The organism is Chthoniobacter sp. (assembly GCF_040003245.1).
In the GTDB taxonomy this organism is placed as follows: domain Bacteria; phylum Verrucomicrobiota; class Verrucomicrobiia; order Chthoniobacterales; family Chthoniobacteraceae; genus Chthoniobacter.
Genome location: NZ_JBDUCX010000150.1, coordinates 1 through 16177, shown reverse-complemented (window position 1 = coordinate 16177; position 16177 = coordinate 1). Strand labels below are relative to the sequence as shown.

Here is a 16177-nt window from a genome sequence, read left to right as displayed (position 1 = left end):
AGTCGATGACCTTGGGCACGGGCACGCCGTCGTGCAGGGTGACGAGGATGTTCGAGGGCTTGATGTCGCGGTGGATGATCCCTTTTTGATGCGCGTGCTGCACGGCGTGGCAGACGGCGATGAAGAGATGGAGCCGCTCCGCAGTCGGCAGGCTGGCCTGATCGCAGTAGTCGGTGATCTTGATGCCACGCACCAATTCCATGACGAAATAAGGCCGGCCCGTGGGCGTCGCGCCGGCATCGAAGACCTTGGCGATATTCGGGTGATCCATCATGGCCAGCGCCTGCCGTTCCTGCTCGAAACGGGCGACGACTTCCTTGGTATCCATCCCCAGCTTGATGATTTTCAGCGCGACCCGCCTCCGGACCGGCTGCTCTTGCTCGGCCATCCAGACGGTGCCGAAGCCGCCTTCACCGATCTGCTGGAGAAGTTTGTACGGGCCGATGCGCTCGCCCATTTCCTCCGCCTTCAGCCGTGCCATTTCAGCCTGGACGGCTGGGCTGGGCGCCTGGGCGGTTAAAAAATCACCTGCCTCCTCGTGAGCCTGGAGCATGAGGTGAACTTCACTCAACAGATCGTCGTCGCCCGCGCAGGCTTCCGCCAGGTACGCTTCGCGATCGACCGGCGCGCGGCCCAGCGCCGAGTGAAACAGGGCCTCCAGTCGGTCGCCCGGTTGAGTCGGACCCTCCGGAGGCGGTGGTGGCTGGGGGTTCATGGGTGTGATCGGATTCATTCTTCTCTCCCATGCGCAATGCGGCGAGCAAAAGGATCACCCCTTTTCCTAGCGGCGCCTCAGAAGGAAACATTCGGGTCGATGCTCAGCTCCGGCTGGTCAATGTGCGTGAGTTGCCAGTCCCAGGGAGCCGAGCCGGCCTTGCGCCAGGTGAAGACAAAGGGCTCGCGCAGGCCATTGACCCGCTCCATGACCATTTGCGTGATCGCGCTGCCGTTGCCGCTGATTTTTACCCTGGTGCGGGTCGTCGCCGCAGTCCCACGTATATCACAATTGTCAGTGCGATTTTCGATCGTGAGAAAGAGGAACTGGGAGAAGACCTGTTTCGCGTCTTCCAAGGCGGAGTTTTTGTCGTGGGCCCAGCGATCCGTGAAGTCATCGGCCAGAAAAACACGCGCCCCTTCCCAGTTCCGCCGCTCGACTTTTTTCAAAAAATGGGTCGTATGCAGGCGCACCTGCCGCTCGGGCTGCCACAGCCAGAGCAACCACAGCGCCCAAAGCACGAACGCGATGGCGGCGGCAGGAGCATATTTGCGAATCAACATGAGTAGTGAAAATGAAATCACGTATAAGCCGAATGTCGCGGCCATTCTGCGCAATTCCCGTGGGCGGATCCTGGTGTGCGAACGGCTGGGAGTGGATGGCGCCTGGCAATTTCCGCAAGGAGGCATCGACGACGGGGAGACTCCAGAGCAGGCCCTGGTCCGCGAGGTGGGGGAGGAAATCGGAGTGGAAGCCGGGGATATCCAGATCCTCGAGCGCAAGGGGCCGTACCGCTATCTCTACGGGAATGGGCGCATCAAGCGCGGGCACCACGGCAAGGAGCAGTTCTACTTCCTGTGCGGCTACACAGGACCGGACGCCCGCATCAATGTGGACACGAAACACCCGGAGTTTCAGGCCTTCCGCTGGATCGCCGCCGAGGACTTCCAGATCTCGTGGCTGCCAGAGATGAAGCGCGAGGTCTACCGGGCGGTCTTCGCCGACTTCTTCGGCGCGAAAATATGAGACCGTCAGGCATGAATCCTGTTGACCTAAAGAGAACAATCCGGCACTACGACCGCGCACATTTATGCTGACACTAGGGTCTTTTTCACTCGTTATCGTTGCCTTTCTCGGTTGCGTGTGGTGGGCATGTCGCGATGAAGGGGCATGACATCTCGCAACCCGCGCTGAATCATGCCGGACTCTGAGGAAATACAGTGGGTCAAGTCCACGGCCAACGAACTGAATAATCTCCTGCAGGTTATCTCCGAGTCGAGCCAGGTACTGGAGACCATCTGCGCCGAATCTCCCGACACGGAGAAGTATTTTGCCATCCTGCGCAGCGGCGTGGAACGGGCCACCAAGGTGACCCGCATGATGGTGGACCGCGTGGGCGGCTACCAGGCGGAAGTCGGTCCGGGGGCTAAAGCCGAAATGCCGCCCCCGAAGATGCTCCCGACGATGTCGTCCCCGGTGACTGACGTGCGCATTTTCAATCCCACGGGCCAGAAAGAATTGGTCATGATCGTCGACGACGAGGATCTGGTCACCATGCTGGCCCAGCGCGTCCTGACCGACGAAGGCTACCGGATTGTCACGGCCAAGGATGGCTTCCAGGCCATCGAGATCTACCGGAAGCTCCGGGACCAGATCGCGCTGATCATTCTCGATTTCACCATGCCGATCATGGATGGGTCCGACGTCTTCGCCGAACTGCTCCAGATCAATCCCAAGGCGCCGGTCGTCCTGAGCAGCGGCTTTGCCGAGCAGGAGCGCCTGCGGAGCATGCTGGCCCGCGGCCTGCGGGGCTTTATCCCCAAGCCCTACACGCAGCAAAAGCTCCTCACGCAGATCCGCTCCGTCCTCGACACGCTCAACTCCGAGCGCAGCGGGGAACGGCGCATCATGTAAGGCGAGTCAGGGGCTGAAAGAATAGTGGAAGCCGGATTTCGCCATGCCTTCCGCGACGCCTTCCAGAACGACCAGCGGTCCGACCAGCAGGGCTTCCCCAATCTTCTCGTTGAGCGGCCGATTGTCGGGTGGCGCAGGTTCAGGGTGGTCGCCGGCCATCGGGCCGAGCGTGGCGCACCCGGACAATGCCCCCAGGCACACGACGGAAGCGAAGGCGGCTGCCAAACACCGAGTCCGCGCCGCGGTGCGGATTGGGGAGAGCGTGGGGGGCTTCATCGCACGCCGTTCTTGAGCTTTCTCACCGCTGAGTCAAGCCGTTAGAGGCGCGGCGGGCAACCCTTCCGAGTGCTCCCGCTTTCCGATCCGCAAGCTTCATTTGGTTGCTTAAGGCCCCCCGTTTTAAAAATCTCGCACCTTAAATCGGCTTAAGGGGGCTTAAGGCACCTTAAATCGACCTCCTTTCTTCGCTCGGGGCGACCTTGATTGATCGGCCTCGCGGCACGGGTCTCTCTGTGGGACTGGCAGATTTTTAGCACCTTGATTGCCTTGATTTACCTTGATTTGGATTGAGGCGAGTAATGGCTGCCACCCCGTTGGGGTGCGCGGTTTTCGGGATCATTTCCGGTGGTGTCGCTTCGCTCAACCACCGGCTATGGGCGCTGGGGATGCCTCCGGCATCGGATAGGGCGAGCAATTGCACGAGGTGCTGGCTGCAGTGAGCCTGCGGGGCGATCATGGAGTTCCTAGCCGAGGGCCGGGGGAAAGCGAGCCATCCTGCCGTGACGAGCGTGGTCCAATCTTCAGGATTCATGCTGGGAAGTGTGCCATGACTCGGCGCAAAATGTGCATGGCTCCATTGGTTCCATGGGCTCCATTGCGGAAAATTTCATTCTGGCGCTTAAAATGGGCGGCTCCAGAGCCTATGAATAGTTCACGCCTCACTTCACGGGGTCATCCTGAGCGAAGTCGAAGGACCCCGTCGCTCTACCAGCGATGACCTATGGTAAAACGACGGGGTTCTTCGACTCCGTTACACTCCGCTCAGAATGACACGCGAGGAGAGAGCTCTTTTTAGACAGTCTCTAAGGCGTCAGCATCTCGGTCCGGTATTTCGGGAGGAGAGCCATGACTTTTCGCTGCCGCTCCAGTTTCTCCGCATTGCTGAGCTTGGGGGACGGCGCCGTCCGGTTAGCCACCGGGTCGCCGGCGAGCTGGAAGAATTCCTCCTGGCCGGCGGGCGAGCATAGGCACAGCAGCCGGGCCGGGCGGGCGGAAGTGTTCTTGAAGGAGTGGGGCGCGTTGGCGGGGATATTGACCGTCTCACCGGCGCGCCCGATCGAGTTCGCGCCGCGAAAAGTAAACTCCACCTCGCCTTCCAGGATGGTGAACATCTCTTCGAAATCGTGCCGGTGTGGCGGTGGTCCACCGCCGGGCGGCACGTGCATATCAATCAGACTATGGCGGCCCGCGGTGTCCTGGCCGCTCACGAGGATGGTGTAGGTATTGCCGGCGATCCCGATGTGCGGCAGGTTTTCGTCGTCCGCGTGGGCGACAGTGAGATGGCGTTGGAGGTCGTCGGGTGGAATCGGCGAGGCGTTCGGCATGGCGGAGGGTGAGGCGGTATTCATCGGCGTATAACCGCAATCGAGTGAGGTGGTCCGAGTGGACTGCACGGAAGAATCGTCGACGAGGATTTTCGGAATGAGGAACAGGGGCCATCCATGTGAGAGCCGTGCCGCGAATGAGTGGCAGCCATGCACATTTCGACCTCGGGGAATCCCGCGAAGGCCCCGTTCCTGGAGATTTTATGAACCAACTCAAACTGTGGAAAGGCCGGCCTAATCCGCTCGGTGCGAAGGTCACCCCGCTGGGGGTCAACTTTGCCGTCTTCTCGGAAAACGCGACCGGCATCGACCTCTGCCTCTTTGAGGACACCGCGTCATCGATGGAGACCGTCCGGTTGCCGATGTTCGAGAAGACGAACAACGTCTGGCATTGCCTCGTCCCGGGACTGAAGGCGGGGCAACTGTACGGCTTTCGGGTGCATGGCCCGTACGAGCCGGCGCAAGGCCACCGCTTCAACCCCGACAAGCTGTTGCTGGATCCTTACGCCAAGGCCATCTCCGGATTGGTGAATTGGGGGCCGGAGATGTTTGGCTATACGCAGGACGGCAGCGAAAACGCCGATTTGAAACGCGATGAACGCGACAATGCCTGGTGCATGCCGAAATCGATCGTCGTGGACGATGCGTTCGATTGGGGCGACGACCAACTCCTCGACGTCGCGCAACCGGAGTCGATTTACTACGAGGTCCACGTCAAAGGTTTCTCCAAGCTTTGCCCCAGCATCCCGGAAGACTTGCGCGGGACCTACGCCGCGCTGGGCCATCCCTTTGCCATCGACTATTTCAAAAAGCTCGGCGTCACGGCGGTCGAGCTTCTGCCGATTCACCATTTCGTGAACGATGAATTCCTGGAGAACAAGGGGCTAACCAACTACTGGGGTTACAATTCAATCGGTTATTTCGCGCCGCACTCGGCTTACGCGCACGATGGCACGTCGGGCGACCAGGTGCGGGAATTCAAGGAGATGGTGAAGGCGCTGCACGCGGCGGGAATCGAGGTGATCCTCGACGTGGTCTACAATCACACGGGCGAGGGGAATCACTTCGGGCCGATGCTGAGTTTCCGGGGGATCGACAACGCCGCCTATTACCGCCTCGTGCAGAATGACCGGCGCTATTACATGGATTACACCGGCACGGGCAACACGCTGAACATGCAGCACCCGCACGTGTTGCAGTTGCTCATGGATTCGCTGCGTTACTGGGTCACGGAGATGCACGTGGACGGCTTCCGCTTCGACCTCGCGGCGACGCTCGCGCGGGAGTTCCACGATGTCTCGCGGCTGTCGGCGTTCTTCGATTGCATCCACCAGGATCCGGTGATTTCCACGGTGAAGCTCATCGCCGAGCCATGGGACGTGGGCGAAGGCGGTTATCAGGTGGGCAATTTCCCCGTGCTGTGGCAGGAGTGGAACGGCAAATACCGCGATTGCCTGCGCGCCTACTGGAAGGGCGATATGGGGCTGCTCGGGGAGCTCGCGTATCGCCTCACCGGCTCCGCGGATTTGTTCGAGGCAGGAGGGCGCCGCCCGTACGCGTCGGTCAATATCCTGACCGCGCACGATGGCTTCACCCTCTACGATACGGTCGCCTACAACGACAAACACAACGAGGCCAACGGGGAAAACAACCAGGACGGACACAACGACAACCGCTCCTGGAACTGCGGCGCGGAAGGGCCGACCGACGACGAGGCCATCAACGCCCTGCGCCGCCAGCAGCTCCGCAATTTCCTGGCGACGATGCTGCTCTCCCAAGGCGTGCCGATGATCGTGGGCGGCGACGAATTTGGCCGGACGCAGATGGGGAACAACAACGCGTATTGCCAGGACAACGAGATCTCGTGGTTCAACTGGGAACACGCGGAATGGCAGAAACAGCTCATCGAATTCACCGCGCGACTCATCCATGAGCGCAAGAATCACCCCCTCTTTCGCCGGCCGAAATACTTTCAAGGCCGGCGCGTGCCGCGCGCGGGGATCAAGGATCTGCTGTGGTTCGACACCGACGGCAGCGAGATGAACAGCGAGGACTGGAACTCGGCCAATCGCTGCGTGGGCATGTTGCTTTCCGGGGATGCGCTCGATATCCGCAATCCCGAGGGCGAGCCCGTGCGCGACGACACCTTTGTCTTCCTCTTCAATGCCTATCACGAGCCCGTGAAGTTCGCCCTGCCGGGTAAAGAGCACGTTAATTGGGAAGTCTTTCTCAATACCCATGAGGAGAGCGGCTTTCCCGCCGCGCCCGCCGCCTACAGTGCGGGCGATGAACTGGCCGTGGATGGGCGCACCCTCTGCATCCTGCGGCTGGTCAAAGGCTCGCAAGACGATGCTCGCAATGTGGCGTGGAAGCGGAGCCAGAAACAGGATCCAGTCGCGCCGCCCGTGCCGCCGCGGCCCTCCCGTCATGAACCGATCGATCCCGCGACGATCGGCCCGCGTTTCCGCGCAAAACACATCACGCCGCCCGCCATATCCGACCTGGCGCAGGGGGCGAAGGAGCCCGACCACCCGCCGCTGAAATAGATCCCGCGTCCCGGCTCTCGTTCACCACAGCAACTTGCCGCCGTCGATCACGAGGACGCTGCCGGTCATGTAGCTGCTGGCGTCGCTGGCCAGGTAGAGTGCGAGCGGCGCGATCTCTTCCGGCTGGCCCCAGCGGCCCATCGGAATGCTGCCGGCGACTTCCTGCTCAAACTCCGGCCGCTCGCCGATCCAGCGCTGGTTCGCGTCCGTGAGGAAAGGCCCCGGTGCAATGGCGTTCACCGTGATGCCATGCCCGGCCCAGTCGGCGGCGACGGCCTTCGTGAACATCGTCAGCGCACCCTTCGCGGTTTCGTAGCTGCGCCCGCGCATTGCTTTGCCCGGCCAGAAGGCGTTGATCGAGGAAATGTTGATGATCCGTCCCCAGCGGCGCGGGATCATGGCCGCGCCGAGGCGCTTGGTGAGGATAAACGCCTGGGTGAGATTCAAATCGAGCATGCGCTGCCAGTCGGCCAGCGACAGATCTTCCGTCGGGGTGTTGATGCGTCGGCCTCCCACGTTGTTGATCAAGATATCGATCGCTGGAAAATCCCGCAGCACCACATCGCACAACCGTTCCGCCTCCTCGGGGCGCGAGAGGTCCGCTTGCACCGACTTCACGCGGAGGCCCTCGCCGCCCAGCGCGGTGCAGGCGTTTTGCAGGTGTGTTTCATCAGAGCCCGCGATCACCACTTCAGCGCCCGCCTCGCCCAGGGCGCGGGCCATCTCCAACCCCAGGCCTCGCGATCCGCCGGTGACCAGCGCGCGGCGGCCGGTGAGATTGAAGCGATCGAAAACAGGCACAGCGAGAAAGGAAAACAGATGCGCGCCGTCTGCGCACTCTTTTCAGGTCTGCCTACAGATCCTGCTTAGACAAAAAGGGCCGCACCCGGATGGAACAGGTGCGGCCCAGGGAATTGAATCCGCGTTGAGTCAGCGTGGGTTTACTTGCCGCCGGTCTGCGCGTTGCTGATCGACTTCAGCACGTCGTCGAGGCCGAAGCTGCCGACGGCCTGGCTCGGCGGGAATTCCTTGAAGGTCATGAGGAATTGCCCGACGAATTGCTGGACTGGGACGAGGAGGAAAGCGTGGTCCATCGTCCACTCCCAATCGGTCCAGCCGTGTTCGCCTTCCTCGAAGGGATCGGCGCGAAGGTTGATCATCCGAGGGACGCGCAGGGGAGTGAAGGGCTCGCGCCACACGTCCATGCCGTGGGAGCGCTGCTCGGCGAAAACGATCTTCCATTGCCGGACGCGGACGCCCACCACCGAGCCATCATCGTTGAAATAGAAGAACTCCTGGCGCGGGTCGGCGGCTTTGCCGGCGAGGTAATCGGTCAGGTTGTAACCGTCGAGATGGACCTTGAAGGTCTTGTCGCCGACTTTCATGCCTTTGAGCAGTTGCTCCTTCACGTCGGGGACGCCGGCGGCGGCGAGCAGCGTGGGGAGCATGTCTTCATGTGAGCAGATGTCGTTATGCACCGTGCCGGGCGCGATGACGCCGGGCCAGCGGATGGCGCAGGGCACGCGGTAGCCGCCCTCCCAGTTCGTATTCTTCTCGCCACGGAAGGGCGAGATGCCGCCATCGGGCCAACTGCCTTTCTCCGCGCCGTTGTCGGTGGAATACATGACGATGGTGTTGTCCTCGAGGCCCAGCTCCTTGAGCTTGTTGAGGATCTGGCCGACCATGGCGTCGTGCTCGACCATGCCGTCGGGATAGACCCCGAGGCCGGTCACACCCTGGCTCTCCTTCTTGAGATGGGTGTGGACGTGCATGCGGGTGGCGTTCCACCAGAGGAAGAAAGGTTTGTCGGCCTTCTTGGCCTCTTCGAGATATTCGAGGCTGCGCTTGGTGATTTCCTCGTCAATGGTCTCCATGCGCTTGATGGTCAGCGGGCCGAGGCTCTCGATCTTCTGCGTGCCGTCCGGATTGGCCCAGCAATGAAGGATGCCGCGCGTGTTGTATTTCTTGATCATCGCCGGGTCTTTGAAGTAGTCGGGATGCTCCGGCTCTTGCTCGGCGTTGAGGTGGTAGAGCGAGCCCATGAACTCGTCGAACCCATGCACCGTAGGCAGCGTGGAGTCGGCGTCGCCGAGGTGGTTCTTGCCGAACTGCGCGGTCATGTACCCCTGCCCCTTGAGGAGTTGGGCGATGGTCACGTCGCGCGCCTGCAGGCCTTCCTTCGCGCCCGGCAGGCCGACTTTGAGCAGGCCGGTGCGGTAGCCGGACTGGCCGGTGATGAAACACGCGCGCCCGGCGGTGCAACTCTGCTGTCCATACCAGTCAGTGAAGTTCGCGCCTTCCCTGGCGATGCGGTCGATGTTGGGTGTCTTGTAGCCCATCATCCCCTGGTTGTTCATGCTGACGTTCCAGTAGCCGATGTCGTCTCCCCAAAGGATGAGGATGTTGGGTTTCTTTTTGTCCGTGGCGTGGGTCGGAGCGACGGTGCCGAGGAGGGCCGCGCCAGCGACGAGCAGAGTCAATCCGCAGTGGAGGGTTTTCTGAATCATGATGTGTGTTTTTCTTGTTTTGGTGCTCGGCCCGGGCGCTGGTGGTTTTTGGGGCGCCGGGCCAAATTCGTGGTGGGAGCATGTAATCGCCGGCCCAAACGGGCTCACCACCCTTTGTCCAACGCTGCTCGTTCCGTGGTTCCGTGATTGGGTTGCAGGATTGGGTTTTGGAGGGGGTGATCCGCGCTATACGCAAAAATACGGGACCGCATTTATCTAGTCGTTGGTGAAATGTCGCCAGTTATTTAGCTAAAGTTTTTACACCGCAGCCAAGTGTGCCGGACCGTTTCTGACAGCGCATTGTCGACGGACTGGAACCCGTTTGGTTCGGCCTCCGTCGGAGATTCAGAGCGAAGTCCCCCTCCGTGGCATCGCACTAGCTATCTCCGTAACGCGATATGGCCCGTATTGACTCGTTTTTCAAATTCATGAAGGAGCAGAGTGCTTCTGACCTTCATCTTTCCACTGGCAACCCGCCCATGCTGCGTATTCATGGCGAGCTCGTCCGGGTGGACATGCCCCCTCTGGCGAATGACGACCTGAAGGCGCTCGTTTACGAGATTGCCCCGGAACAGAAGATCAAGATTTTCGAAGAAACCGGGGACGTGGATTTTGGCTACGAGTACCCGGGGTTTGCCCGTTACCGCGCCAACTTCTTCAACCAGCGGGTGGGCATCGCGGCGGTATTTCGTCTCATTCCCAGCAAAGTGCTCACCGCGGATGAGCTGGGGCTGCCGCCCGTGCTGAAGAAATTCTCCATGCTCAAGAAGGGCCTGGTGCTGGTCACCGGCCCGACGGGCTCCGGTAAATCGACGACCCTGGCGGCGATGATCGATTACGCGAATCTCCAGCGGAAGGACCACATCATCACCGTGGAAGACCCGATCGAATTCGTGCACCGCTCGCAGCAGTCGCTGGTCAACCACCGGGAAGTCGGGATGCACACGAAATCCTTTGCCAGCGCACTGCGCGGGGCGCTGCGTGAAGATCCGGACATCATTCTGGTCGGTGAAATGCGCGACTTGGAGACCATCGAGCTGGCGCTCACCGCGGCGGCCACGGGTCACTTGGTATTCGGTACACTGCACACGCCGAGCGCGCCGAAAACGATCGACCGTGTGATCGACGTCTTTCCCGCGACCCAGCAGAACCAGATTCGCGCGGGCCTTTCGGAATCGCTCAAGGGCGTGGTGGCGCAGAACCTTTTCAAGCGGGTGGACAAGCCGGGCCGGCTCGCCGCGCTCGAGGTGTTGGTCGTCGACACGCCGATCGCGAACCTGATTCGCGAGGGCAAGACGCACCAGATCCCGGGCATGATGCAGGTGGGCAAACGCAAGGGCAACCAGCCGCTCGACGACGCCATCCTGGAGCATCTGCGGGCCGCGCGGATCTCGCCGGAAGAGGCCTACGACAAATGTCAGGACAAGAAGAAGTTCCGGGTGTTCCTTAAGACGCCGCCCGACGATTTCGAGGATTAAGCAGAAAGACCCCCTAAATGAGACAACCTGAACTCGACGCCGTCCTGGGTGCGATGCTCGATACGCACCCGGGCATTTCCGACCTTGTTTTTTCCGTGGGCCGACCGCTCCAGGTGGAGACCTTCGGCGAATTGAAAGAAGCGGTCATCACCACGCCGTCGATCCGCAAACTGACCCATTACCAGACCGAGCAACTGGCCTTGACCATCATCGGCAACCAGCGCCATCTGCTGCGCGACCTGGTGATGCGGGGCGCTTGCGATTGCAGCTACTCGCTGCTGGAGCGCGCCCGCTTCCGCGTGAATATCTTCAAGCAACGCGGGAATTTCGCGATCATCATGCGGAAAGCGCAGAGCGAGATGCCGTCGCTGACTTCGCTGGGGCTCACGCAGATCTTCCGCGACATGGCGAAGGAAAAGAACGGCCTGATCCTCGTGACGGGCGCCACCGGCAGCGGCAAGACGACGACGCTGAGCGCGATCTTGAACGAGATCAACGAGACGCAGGCGGTGCACGTGGTGACGCTCGAGGACCCGATCGAATACATTCATCCGCACAAGAAGGCCACCTTCAACCAGCGCGAACTGGGCGCCGATTTCGACGCCTTTCCGAATGGCCTGCGCTCCGCGCTGCGCCAGGCGCCGAAGGTCATCCTGGTCGGTGAAATGCGCGACCGGGCCACGGTGGAAATCGCGCTGACCGCGGCGGAGACGGGCCACTTGGTGCTCTCGACGATTCACACGATCAATGCCGGCCAGTCGATCAACCGTATCCTCGGCATGTTCGAACTCGCGGAGGAGACGCAACTGCGCCTGCGCTTGAGCGAGACGCTGCGCTACGTGGTGAGCCAGCGCCTGGCGCCGAAAGTCAACGGGGGGCGCATCATGATCAACGAAATCATGGGTTCGAACTTGCGCACGCGGGAAGCGGTGGCGCTCGGCGAGGCGGATGGGCGCAGCTTTTACGAGATCATCGAGGCGAATCACACCTTCGGCTGGACGACTTTTGACCAATCCCTGGCGAAAGCCTACCAGGCGGGCCTGATCTCGGAGGATACCGCGAATCTCTACGCCACGAGCAAGGGCAAGATGACGCGCTACATCGACGACGTGAAGAAACTGCGCGGCCTGGATCACGAGCAGGAAAGCGGGCTCAAGCTCGACCTCGATTCGTCCACCCCCGACTCGTACATCAACCTCCGCGTAGGCAAATGAACAATCCCTCTGTCATGGAATTTCAAAGCCGGCTCGATCTCTTCGAGCCGGGTGACCAAACCGCCATCGTGTGCGTGGATGTGCCGGAGGTGCAGCGCATCGTGGTCGACCAGTTGACGGCGCTGAACTACAAGATTCACACCGGTCTGTTCCTCGAGGACATCCTGCTGAAGATGCGCGCCCACGCGTATGATGTGATCGTCATTTCCGAGCATTTCAATGCGAGCGACATGACCACGAATCCGATCGTGCTGGCGGCGATCGCCGCGCCGCACGAGCAGCGCCGCCGGCAATTCCTCGTGGCCATCGGTTCCACGCTGACGACGAACGATGAGATGCAGGCGTTTCAGTACAGTGTCGACCTCGTGGTGGGGCTTTCGGACGTCGTGAACCTGCGTCCGGTGCTGCGGCGCGGGGTGATGCGGATGAACGAGTTTTACACCCCTTTTCGCGAAGCGACGAAGCTGGAGGGAGTGAGTTAAGGGCTGACGGAGGCGGGTCCGCGCCCGCCGCCGGCCTGCCGCCTGGAATCCGGCGTTCGTTCCCAAGTGCAACTGAGGGAACGACTGCGTGCGGGCGAGGGAGGTTGTTTCACTCCACCGTGTGGGTAAAATTGCGTTCGGCATTGCTTTCCGGCGGGGTGGTTTTAGAATCCCAGACATATGAAATTAGTGCGCTGGAAGCGCTTCACCTGGCAGACCGCAAAATTGCCGCCTCTCGAGCAAAAGCTTCCGGCCCATTTCATCACCCGCGCGGCCACGCGGGAGGAGGCCAAGGCGGTGGCGCATGTGGTGATTACTGCTTTTTCGCTGGACTCCACGTGGAGCGATACGTTGAACCAGTTCCGCGACCGACTCGAAATGCAACTCGACCTTGCTTTCCAACGCGAAACTGTCCCGGCCATCGTGATCACCCACGGGCCGCGCATCATCGCCGCTTCGGTGCTGAATACCGATCCCGATGCGGATTCCAACTTGATCTCCGGGCCAAGCGTCCTCTCCGAGTATGGCAATCGCGGGCTCGGCACCGCGCTGCTGCACGCCTCGCTCAAGCAACTGGGGGAAGCGGGTCTCGTGCAGGCGGCGGGAATCACGAAAGAGAACAGCACCGCGTGCAAATTTGTGTATCCGAAATTCGGTTCGGAGGGTAAGGCGTGTGAATACGCGCCTGCGCTGGCCGAGACGTAGCGGGCCGCCAAGGGACTTTTTATGGGACAACTCTTCAGCAACTACGATGTGGGCGATTTCTACGATGAGATGTTCGCCGCTCCGGGCCAGGTGCGCCCGCATTACGAAAAAGTCCTCGAGCGTTTCGAGGGCATGGGCGACGGCGAGATCGAACGCAAGCAGGCCCTCGCGACGTCGACGTTTATCAACCAGGGGGTCACCTTCACCGTCTACAGCGACAACCAGGGCACGGAGCGCATTTTCCCCTTCGACCTTTTCCCGCGGATCATCCCGCGCGAGGAGTGGGAGCATGTGGAACGCGGGCTGGTGCAGCGCATCCAGGCGCTGAACAAATTCCTGCACGACATCTATCACGACCAGCGGATCGTGAAGGAGGGGATCATCCCCGAGGAACTCGTGAAGAGCGCCAAGCATTTTCGGCCCGAGTTCATGGGCTTCGACGTCCCGAAGGACATCTACATCCACATTTGCGGCAGCGACTTGATTCGCGACCGCGACGGCAATTATCTCGTGCTCGAGGACAATGGCCGCTGCCCCTCGGGCGTGAGTTACGTGCTCGAGAACCGGCAGGTGATGAAGCGCGTGTTCCCGCAACTCTTTGGCAAACTCAAAGTGCGCCCCGTCGATTCCTACGGCCAGGATCTGCTCAATCTCCTGCGCTACGTCGCGCCGGCGAATTGCCCGAATCCAGAGGATCCCACCGTGGTGCTGCTCACGCCGGGGATCTTCAATTCGGCTTACTTCGAGCATTCCTACCTCGCGCGTTCCATGGGCATCGAGATCGTGGTCGGGCAGGACCTCGTGGTGAAGGACGACATCGTCTTCATGAAGACCACGAAGGGCCTCAAGCGCGTGGACGTGGTTTACCGCCGCATCGACGACGACTTCATCGATCCCACGGTCTTCCGAAAGGACTCCGTGCTCGGCGTGCCGGGCATCGTGAATGCCTATCGCAAAGGCAACGTGAACCTCGCCAATGCCATCGGCACAGGTATCGCCGACGACAAGGTGACGTACTATTTCGTCCCGAAAATGATCAAATTTTACCTCGGCGAAGAGCCGATCCTACCCAACGTCGAGACGTACCTCACGATGTTCGAAAAGGACCGCAAATACGTGCTCGAGCACATTCCCGAGCTCGTCATCAAAAGCGCGAATGAGAGCGGCGGCTATGGCATGCTCATCGGCCCGCACGCGACCAAGGAAGAGCACGAGAAATTCCGGCAGGCGATCATCAAGGACCCGCGCAATTACGTGGCCCAGCCGGTCATCTCCCTTTCGCGCAGCCCGAGCTTTTGCGATGGCGCGGTCGAAGGCCGGCACATCGACTTCCGGCCCTACATCCTGAGCGGCGAAAAAATTTCCATCATTCCCGGCGGCCTCACCCGCGTCGCCTTGCGCAAGGGTTCGCTCGTCGTCAACTCCTCGCAAGGCGGCGGCTCGAAGGACTCGTGGGTGGTGGATGACGAATAACCCGCAGATCGACTTTTCCAGACTCACCCATGCTTTCCCGCGTTGCTGATTCCCTTTACTGGCTGGCTCGCTACATCGAGCGCGCCGAAAACAACTCGCGTATCCTCGACGTGAACCTCCAGGTCACGCTCGACGACGAAAACTCCGGGGAGGACGGTGACAAGCGGGATTGGGAGCCGATTCTCGCCACGCTGGAAGACCAGAAGCTTTTTCACTCGCTCTACGCGGTGACGAATGCGGAGACGGTGTGCGAGTTCGTGACCTTCGCAAAGGAGAACCCGGGCTCGATCCGCTCCTGCGTGGCCGGGGCGCGGGAGAATGCCCGCACGGTGCGCGAATATATCTCCAGCGAGATGTGGGAGCGCATCAACAGCATGTATCTCTGGCTCAACGCCGCCGAGGCCCGGCAGCTCTTCGCGGCCAGCGCCATCGATTTCTTTCGTCACGTGGTCGACTATTCGCATCAATTCCACGGGACCACGGCGGCCACGCTCACCCATGGCGAAGGCTGGGATTTCCTGCAAATCGGCAAATACATCGAGCGGGCGGACAGCACGTCGCGCCTCCTCGATCTCAAGTATCACATCCTGCTGCCGCGCGGCGAAGAAGTGGGCGGCAACGTGGACACCGTGCAGTGGCAGGCCGTGCTGAAATCGTGCAGCGGCTTCGAGGCTTATCGCAAGATTTACACCGGGCAGGTCACGCCAGGGACCGTGGCGGAGTTCATCCTGCTGCACGATAGCTTTCCGCGTTCCATCCGCTTTTGCGTCGAGGGGGTCGATGCCGCCCTGCACCGCATCTCCGGCTGCCCGCGTTCGCAATTCACCACCGAGGCGGAGCGGCTCTCCGGCAAGTTGTGCTCGGACCTCAATTACGCGACCATCGGCGACGTTTTCAAAAAGGGCCTGCACCAGTATCTCGATGGCATTCAGCTCCGGCTCATCGAGATCAGCAGTGCGATGAATACGGAGTACTGCGAATGGCTCGAACCGACCGTGGAACAGTCGCAATCGCAGTCGCAAGGCGCGGCCTGAACACGCGCCTTTTCGCGGGTGCGTGGCGCAGGGGAAGAAATAGGGCGAATTTCTTTTGACACCAGAGTCGCCTTTGCTAGCTTGCCCGCCCGCTCTCCGTCATAGGGATGCGAATTTGCCTGACCTGCGTGTGACCTCAAGGGTCGCTGCGGGACGGGCTTTTTCACTCTCGAAGCAGAGTGCGGCCGGTGATGTAAAAGTCCCCGATTTTAGCGCACTGGATGCAGTGCCTGCGTAGCTCAGTTGGTAGAGCACGTCCTTGGTAAGGACGAGGTCATCGGTTCAATCCCGATCGCAGGCTCCATCCGGCAGCGCAGCTTTCAGAACCAACCTAAACTACATAACCTAAACTACCTCCACCGACCTTATGGCTAAGGCTCAATTCGAACGCAACAAACCGCACGTGAACGTCGGCACCATTGGCCACGTTGACCATGGCAAGACCACTCTGACCGCGGCCATCACCACGATTCTTTCCAAGAAGGGCTTCGCCGAGGCCAAGGGT

General features: G+C 60.9%; 16 protein-coding genes and 1 tRNA gene. 11 read left to right on the top strand and 6 right to left on the bottom strand.

Going from position 1 to position 16177, the window contains the following annotated elements; translation table 11 throughout:
• On the bottom strand, positions 1-715 hold a 715-nt coding region (locus ABJF10_RS19440), incomplete at its 3' end, for a serine/threonine-protein kinase (RefSeq protein ID WP_348546265.1).
• 77 nt (positions 716-792) lie between these two features.
• On the bottom strand, positions 793-1278 hold the full coding sequence (locus ABJF10_RS19435; protein WP_348546264.1) for a hypothetical protein: 486 nt from the start codon (positions 1276-1278) through the stop codon (positions 793-795).
• Here ABJF10_RS19435 and ABJF10_RS19430 point away from each other — a divergent pair.
• Positions 1277-1741, top strand: a complete 465-nt coding sequence (locus ABJF10_RS19430) for an RNA pyrophosphohydrolase (RefSeq protein WP_348546263.1) — start codon at positions 1277-1279, stop codon at positions 1739-1741. The genes ABJF10_RS19435 and ABJF10_RS19430 overlap by 2 nt on opposite strands.
• A gap of 171 nt (positions 1742-1912) precedes the next feature.
• Entirely contained in the window at positions 1913-2629 is a 717-nt protein-coding gene (locus tag ABJF10_RS19425) for a response regulator (RefSeq protein WP_348546262.1), read from the top strand.
• A gap of 6 nt (positions 2630-2635) precedes the next feature.
• Here the strand turns inward: ABJF10_RS19425 and ABJF10_RS19420 are convergent, their stop codons facing one another.
• Both ABJF10_RS19420 and ABJF10_RS19415 read right to left on the bottom strand, forming a co-directional pair.
• Positions 2636-2788, bottom strand: coding sequence for a hypothetical protein (locus ABJF10_RS19420; RefSeq protein WP_348546261.1), 153 nt, complete (start codon positions 2786-2788; stop codon positions 2636-2638).
• A gap of 923 nt (positions 2789-3711) precedes the next feature.
• Entirely contained in the window at positions 3712-4257 is a 546-nt protein-coding gene (locus ABJF10_RS19415) for a cupin domain-containing protein (RefSeq protein WP_348546260.1), read from the bottom strand.
• A 179-nt stretch (positions 4258-4436) separates the two neighbouring features.
• Here ABJF10_RS19415 and glgX point away from each other — a divergent pair, with 179 nt between their 5' ends.
• A complete protein-coding gene (gene glgX, locus ABJF10_RS19410) occupies positions 4437-6779 on the top strand; it encodes a glycogen debranching protein GlgX (RefSeq protein WP_348546259.1) in 2343 nt (780 codons plus the stop codon).
• Positions 6780-6800: 21 nt separating this feature from the next.
• On the opposite strand, the gene ABJF10_RS19405 is transcribed toward glgX, so the two are convergent.
• Both ABJF10_RS19405 and ABJF10_RS19400 read right to left on the bottom strand, forming a co-directional pair.
• Positions 6801-7580, bottom strand: a complete 780-nt coding sequence (locus ABJF10_RS19405; RefSeq protein WP_348546258.1) for an SDR family NAD(P)-dependent oxidoreductase — start codon at positions 7578-7580, stop codon at positions 6801-6803.
• Positions 7581-7720: 140 nt separating this feature from the next.
• Entirely contained in the window at positions 7721-9286 is a 1566-nt protein-coding gene (locus ABJF10_RS19400; protein ID WP_348546257.1) for an arylsulfatase, read from the bottom strand.
• Positions 9287-9684: 398 nt separating this feature from the next.
• Between ABJF10_RS19400 and ABJF10_RS19395 the strand changes: the two genes are divergently transcribed.
• The 8 genes from ABJF10_RS19395 to ABJF10_RS19360 form a co-directional block, all read left to right on the top strand.
• Positions 9685-10764: a type IV pilus twitching motility protein PilT gene (locus tag ABJF10_RS19395; RefSeq protein ID WP_348546256.1), complete on the top strand. Its 1080-nt coding sequence runs from the start codon at positions 9685-9687 to the stop codon at positions 10762-10764.
• A gap of 17 nt (positions 10765-10781) precedes the next feature.
• A complete protein-coding gene (locus tag ABJF10_RS19390) occupies positions 10782-11978 on the top strand; it encodes a PilT/PilU family type 4a pilus ATPase (protein ID WP_348546255.1) in 1197 nt (398 codons plus the stop codon).
• Complete coding sequence (locus ABJF10_RS19385) at positions 11975-12460, top strand: hypothetical protein (RefSeq protein ID WP_348546254.1); 486 nt, start codon at positions 11975-11977, stop codon at positions 12458-12460. The genes ABJF10_RS19390 and ABJF10_RS19385 overlap by 4 nt, the downstream gene beginning before the upstream one ends.
• Positions 12461-12640: 180 nt before the next feature.
• Positions 12641-13165: a GNAT family N-acetyltransferase gene (locus ABJF10_RS19380; RefSeq protein WP_348546253.1), complete on the top strand. Its 525-nt coding sequence runs from the start codon at positions 12641-12643 to the stop codon at positions 13163-13165.
• Between the two features lie 21 nt (positions 13166-13186).
• Positions 13187-14638: a circularly permuted type 2 ATP-grasp protein gene (locus ABJF10_RS19375; protein ID WP_348546252.1), complete on the top strand. Its 1452-nt coding sequence runs from the start codon at positions 13187-13189 to the stop codon at positions 14636-14638.
• Between the two features lie 29 nt (positions 14639-14667).
• Entirely contained in the window at positions 14668-15672 is a 1005-nt protein-coding gene (locus ABJF10_RS19370) for an alpha-E domain-containing protein (RefSeq protein ID WP_348546251.1), read from the top strand.
• A gap of 228 nt (positions 15673-15900) precedes the next feature.
• Positions 15901-15976: transfer RNA gene (locus ABJF10_RS19365), tRNA-Thr, on the top strand.
• 63 nt (positions 15977-16039) lie between these two features.
• The coding region (locus ABJF10_RS19360; protein ID WP_348546266.1) for a GTP-binding protein at positions 16040-16177 on the top strand (138 nt) is incomplete at its 3' end.

Bases quoted from the DNA above. Each gene is read 5' to 3' on its own strand.
- ABJF10_RS19375 (WP_348546252.1), top strand. From the start codon at position 13,187: ATGGGACAACTCTTCAGCAACTACGATGTGGGCGATTTCTACGATGAG.
- ABJF10_RS19400 (WP_348546257.1), bottom strand. From the start codon at position 9,286: ATGATTCAGAAAACCCTCCACTGCGGATTGACTCTGCTCGTCGCTGGC.
- ABJF10_RS19370 (WP_348546251.1), top strand. From the start codon at position 14,668: ATGCTTTCCCGCGTTGCTGATTCCCTTTACTGGCTGGCTCGCTACATC.
- ABJF10_RS19425 (WP_348546262.1), top strand. From the start codon at position 1,913: ATGCCGGACTCTGAGGAAATACAGTGGGTCAAGTCCACGGCCAACGAA.
- ABJF10_RS19435 (WP_348546264.1), bottom strand. From the start codon at position 1,278: ATGTTGATTCGCAAATATGCTCCTGCCGCCGCCATCGCGTTCGTGCTT.
- ABJF10_RS19430 (WP_348546263.1), top strand. From the start codon at position 1,277: ATGAGTAGTGAAAATGAAATCACGTATAAGCCGAATGTCGCGGCCATT.
- glgX (WP_348546259.1), top strand. From the start codon at position 4,437: ATGAACCAACTCAAACTGTGGAAAGGCCGGCCTAATCCGCTCGGTGCG.
- ABJF10_RS19420 (WP_348546261.1), bottom strand. From the start codon at position 2,788: ATGGCCGGCGACCACCCTGAACCTGCGCCACCCGACAATCGGCCGCTC.
- ABJF10_RS19415 (WP_348546260.1), bottom strand. From the start codon at position 4,257: ATGAATACCGCCTCACCCTCCGCCATGCCGAACGCCTCGCCGATTCCA.
- ABJF10_RS19385 (WP_348546254.1), top strand. From the start codon at position 11,975: ATGAACAATCCCTCTGTCATGGAATTTCAAAGCCGGCTCGATCTCTTC.
- ABJF10_RS19395 (WP_348546256.1), top strand. From the start codon at position 9,685: ATGGCCCGTATTGACTCGTTTTTCAAATTCATGAAGGAGCAGAGTGCT.
- ABJF10_RS19390 (WP_348546255.1), top strand. From the start codon at position 10,782: ATGAGACAACCTGAACTCGACGCCGTCCTGGGTGCGATGCTCGATACG.
- ABJF10_RS19380 (WP_348546253.1), top strand. From the start codon at position 12,641: ATGAAATTAGTGCGCTGGAAGCGCTTCACCTGGCAGACCGCAAAATTG.